The sequence below is a fragment of the Nostoc sp. FACHB-888 genome, assembly GCF_014696655.1.
In the GTDB taxonomy this organism is placed as follows: Bacteria; Cyanobacteriota; Cyanobacteriia; order Cyanobacteriales; family Nostocaceae; genus Nostoc.
In genome coordinates, this window is record NZ_JACJQM010000284.1 from 1 (window position 1) to 4,357 (window position 4,357).

At 40.7% G+C, this 4,357-nt stretch carries 2 protein-coding genes and 2 pseudogenes; 1 reads left to right on the forward strand and 3 read right to left on the reverse strand.

The genetic code is table 11. The features are described 5' to 3' along the window. Positions 1-2,689 (reverse strand): annotated as a pseudogene (locus tag H6G26_RS39105) (hypothetical protein); the annotation flags it as partial. Between the two features lie 47 nt (positions 2,690-2,736). Here H6G26_RS39105 and H6G26_RS39110 point away from each other — a divergent pair. Next, the gene (locus tag H6G26_RS39110) at positions 2,737-3,267 is read left to right on the forward strand and encodes a hypothetical protein (protein ID WP_242054327.1); all 531 of its coding nucleotides are present in this window, start codon (positions 2,737-2,739) and stop codon (positions 3,265-3,267) included. Positions 3,268-3,421: 154 nt separating this feature from the next. On the opposite strand, the gene H6G26_RS39115 is transcribed toward H6G26_RS39110, so the two are convergent. Together H6G26_RS39115 and H6G26_RS39120 are read right to left on the reverse strand one after the other, a co-directional pair. Beyond that, positions 3,422-3,796, reverse strand: coding sequence for a hypothetical protein (locus H6G26_RS39115; RefSeq protein ID WP_190737192.1), 375 nt, complete (start codon positions 3,794-3,796; stop codon positions 3,422-3,424). A gap of 307 nt (positions 3,797-4,103) precedes the next feature. After that, positions 4,104-4,357 (reverse strand): annotated as a pseudogene (locus H6G26_RS39120) (hypothetical protein); the annotation flags it as partial.

The following is a 4,357-nucleotide window of genomic DNA, read 5'->3' on the forward strand; positions in this document are numbered from 1 at the left end:
GTTCTGGTTTTAGTTCTAGGAGTTTAGCTCCCTGCATGGTCATCCCCGATTTGAGGTTGTGGTCAGTCACAGATTGTTGGCTAACTGTCCCCAGGTTGCGGTAGGCGGGTTTCTTATCCTCCCCAATCTCACCATTAATTTGTGCAACTGTTAATAATTTATGGGGGCGTTCACTGTTTGTGAATTTAATCTCATCTAGGCGAATATTAAGTGTCTGGGCTTTCCAGATTAGGGGATGCCCGTAGCGGGTGAGGTTGGTAATTTCGAGTTGCGTTCCTGAATCCGTTTGAACAATTGCGCTAGGGCCAGACTCTGTTTCTCGCCGCCTTGAGACACGAACTGCAGCGTTGAATTTCTGATCAAACTCGTACTTGGCGGCGATCGCTGCCAATTTCTGCTGTGGTGTAAATTCTACTCCTTTGAACAAGTCTTTAAACTGGACTATGGGACGCGATTCTAACTGTGATTCTTGGAAATATTTATTGGTTTGGCTAATTAATAATTCTACTGGTGAGTAGCCCTTTGGCGTTATCCCCGTGCTTAAATAAACTGACGAAGATTTCTTATCTTTAATATAATTAACATCACGATACAAATAGCGGCTGTTCTCCCGGATTTTATCCATTTCAGGTTTTTTAGCACTTTTGAATAAATCAACCGCTATTTGGTTTTGATAACACCCCTCACCTATCATTTCTCGGTACATCAGGCGGTTAACATCCATTGCCTGCTGAATAATATCTGGCGTTCTGTTAGGATTCTCTGCTAGAGCTACAACAGATTGCATGAAGGGTTTGTACTCTGCTCTAATTGGTTTGGGCTTCTCGCCATGTTCCTGTTCAAATAAACTTTGATAATGGCTAGATACTTGCTCTAAATATTCTGCTTTTTGTTCTAAAGTCCCATAAGTGTTTAGTACCTCAATTTCCGATTCTAATGCTTCCAGTGCCGTCACCTGATTGTTGATTATGCCCACGCTGATGCTATCGCTCATGTGAATAGCGATTTTTTCAAATGGAGGCTGGCTTCCATCGGTGGGATCATAAAATGATTGTTTTTTGAGCTTAACCGTGGGCGAATAAGCGTTTTGGGGAAGATTTCTCCGCTCTGCTTCTGCTGTTAAATTGGGATATAAGCTAGCTCTTACTACACCAATGCAGTCACCATCGTAGTCTCGTGCTTGGCGTTCTGATTCGGTTTCTGCTGGATCTATAAAATCAACATTGATTCCTTGTGCTTCTAACTCTGTAATTCTGGCTTGTATGCGCTTGTGGTCTTCGTCATTGACTACAATTATGCCTTGCAGAGATTTACCATCTGGAGCAACACGGTCTTCAACGTATTTATTATTAGAAACACACAAACCATTGGAGTTGAGGAAAGGAGAACGGAAGTTAAGAATTTTTTCTTGCTCATCAAGCCAAGGGACACAAATTTCACCATTTTTGAGTTCCTTGGAAGGAATAATCATTGCTCGGTCAAAAGTAAGCGTTTTCCCTATAGCAATATCTCGCCACTCACTTTGTACAAAACGGCTTAATTCCTGTTTGACCTTCTCAGTTTCTAAAAGCTGCTGATGCCCTAGTAAATCAGCTTTAATGAGTTTGTACATGAACAAGTCATCTTTAGTACTCTCGTCATCTAATTCCTCATCTGTATCTAAATCGTCATTTGTCCCTAAGTTTTTAACATCTGTTTCTTGATTGATAATGTCTGATGTTTTTAATTTATTTTGGCTCAATGATTCTTTACGTTTTCCGTATCTTTCACAATAGTAAGCAGCAACATTTCTCGGATCATCTTGAATAGAGGCTAACCTTTGGGCTTGTACCTCTAGCTCCTCGACAAAATCTTTAAGCCCGTGAGGAAAAGATGCCAATAGTTGGGAGATAGACATCTGACCTTGTTGAGATTGTGCTTTTTCAGCTAACCAAATATTTTGCTGATATAATCCTGGCTTAATCTGCGGTTTAGTAGGCCCTTTGGGTCTATCCTTGTCTGTTCCTTTGAAACTGCTTACGGGAAGAACTATATCGATTTTTGCTTTATTATTTGAATCTGCGTATTTGATTTCGTCTAATCTGTATGGTCGGAGTGTTCCTTTGCCAAAGCGGTATTCAGTAGTATCTTCTCCGTTTCCTTCCCTCCAGCCGAATCGATGCTGAATAACACGGTAGCTTTTATCTTGTTGTGATTCTCTTAAGGTTAGCTTGTCGTAAAGTTGTGTTGAAATCTGCCCATAACAATCACCAACTAATTTATATGCCAAATCATTCGATAATATCCCTCCATTTTCACCCCTGTTATCAGTCGAATCGTCTACTACTAAAATGTTTAATTTTTCGTGAACCGCATTTTTACAAGCCCCAATAAAGATGGAACCATAAGCCCCACGGTCTTTACTATCTGGACAAATTCTTTGAATCGTTTCTAAGCATTCTTTATCTCCATAAAGTAAGCGAGTCTTAGTAGATAGCAATAAAATCTGTCCATTTGGATGATTCTTTAATTCTTCAGCAGTGCTGTATTCATCTGAGTGTCCAAATGAAAATTCTTTATCAGGAAAGTAGAATTCCAGTAAAGTATTATTGAGCTTTTCAGTTAGAATTGATTGAGAGTTCGTTTTGTTATCGTCTGTATAGATCCACTGATTTAAACGAGCATCAAAATGCTTCAATTCCAGAGTCATAAAATTTGATATTTGATGAACATTAATGAAGTTTCTGAGAGGTTTTTATGTCAAGGATTAAGCGTTGGATAAATATGCACAAGAAAGAGTTCCATCCAGATGGCAGCTTGAAAAATGAAGCTCGACAAGAAATGTTATCTGTGGGAATGAGTAACGAGGCAATTGATGATTATGCCTTTAGACTAAAAGCAAGATACGATGAGTGGAAGCATTTGGACGAGATTGATCCAGAGCCGTGGCCAATCTACACAGCCTACGATTTCTTCACTGAACAAGAGAAAAAGGAGTTTAACCCAGATGGTTCTCTCAGACCTGAATATGTAGAATATGCTCAGAAAATTGGCATTAGTGAAAGTGCGCTAGAGCAGCTTGAGTGGCGTAAGAAAATGGAGGTTGATCATTATAATAAAATGTCTGCCTCACACGTAGAACAAGGCATCAACTTTGGTGAATGGTTGATGGAAGGGAGGGTTGGAAACAGCACAACATACGGACAACGTCGGCAGCAGATGGAGCAAGACCTGCGTAACTTTGAGCCGGAAGACAGTTTGCCTTTCGACAAGGACACAGCATTTTAGGTGAGCCAAAGCAGAACGAGTGATAATACAAGCTGAAAGCATTATCAAACACCGCTTTCAGCTTTTTAGTGGCATCCTTTTACATCCGCAATTGCTCCCCTTATACTGAGCGTAGCCGAAGTATTGATACTGGGCGAAAAAGTGAATTGTTTGATTAATTGGCTTGCTGTTCTATAGCTGGAGGGATTACCCCAGACGAGCGCACAACTGACTTGTTGGAAGCGGCGGCAAGGAACGCAAACATTCCTAAAATAGCAAAGGACGTAATAATCACTTGCTGTACGGATGCAAAGACCGACTTTTCTTTCTCCTTTTGGACAGTAATGCGATTCAGATTCTGTTGAAATGCCGAGAAATACAAATAATTCAACACTTGTTTACACAAGGCAGGGTCTTCACCTATTTGGACTTTTTGACACAGGAGAATTTCTAAATGCTCTTTGCGGCGATCGCTTGTAGACAAATCGCGCTCATCCCAGAGTTTTGCCTGGGTTGTATCTAAAGGTCTATTAATACCTAATATAGTCATACTATGGCCTTCTTGAGTTGTTGAGTTAGCTGAGGGAACAGGTGTAATCGATAATTCAACTACACCCTAGTAGTTCGCTTTCGTGACGAAAGCGGGGTAAAGGGCAAGGGGGAAGGGTTTAAATCCTTTTACCTTTCCCCCAGTCTGAAAAAGCGCATTTTTGGGTTGGCAGACTGCTAGTGTGCTTCTTGAAAAGTGGAACTCATACCTAACTTAAGAAGTTTAAATATGCTTTCAAAAAAGAACTAGCTACGTTAGTACTGAAAAAATCGGTACTAGAGTAACTAGTAAAGTTAGCGAGTTTATGCTATATTTCCCATTCCAAATCTGGTTGTAGAGATGGGGATAGAACCTGTGCTTTCGGTGGTGGTTGGAGTGTATCCGGCTCCAACGGGTTCGTCTGATCCTGAAATAATTCTTGTGCTAGAGTCCGCCCATCTGAGTCAATGTCACTACTCAAGAAATACTCCAAAACCTGCGGTGACGCACCATCAATTGCTGCTTGTGCCAATAAGCTTTTAATGAATTGCGGGGATGCCTCACTATCCGCCAGAATCTTTA

Coding starts and splice junctions, on each gene's coding strand:
- H6G26_RS39110 (WP_242054327.1), top strand. CDS start 2,737: ATGTCAAGGATTAAGCGTTGGATAAATATGCACAAGAAAGAGTTCCAT.
- H6G26_RS39115 (WP_190737192.1), bottom strand. CDS start 3,796: ATGACTATATTAGGTATTAATAGACCTTTAGATACAACCCAGGCAAAA.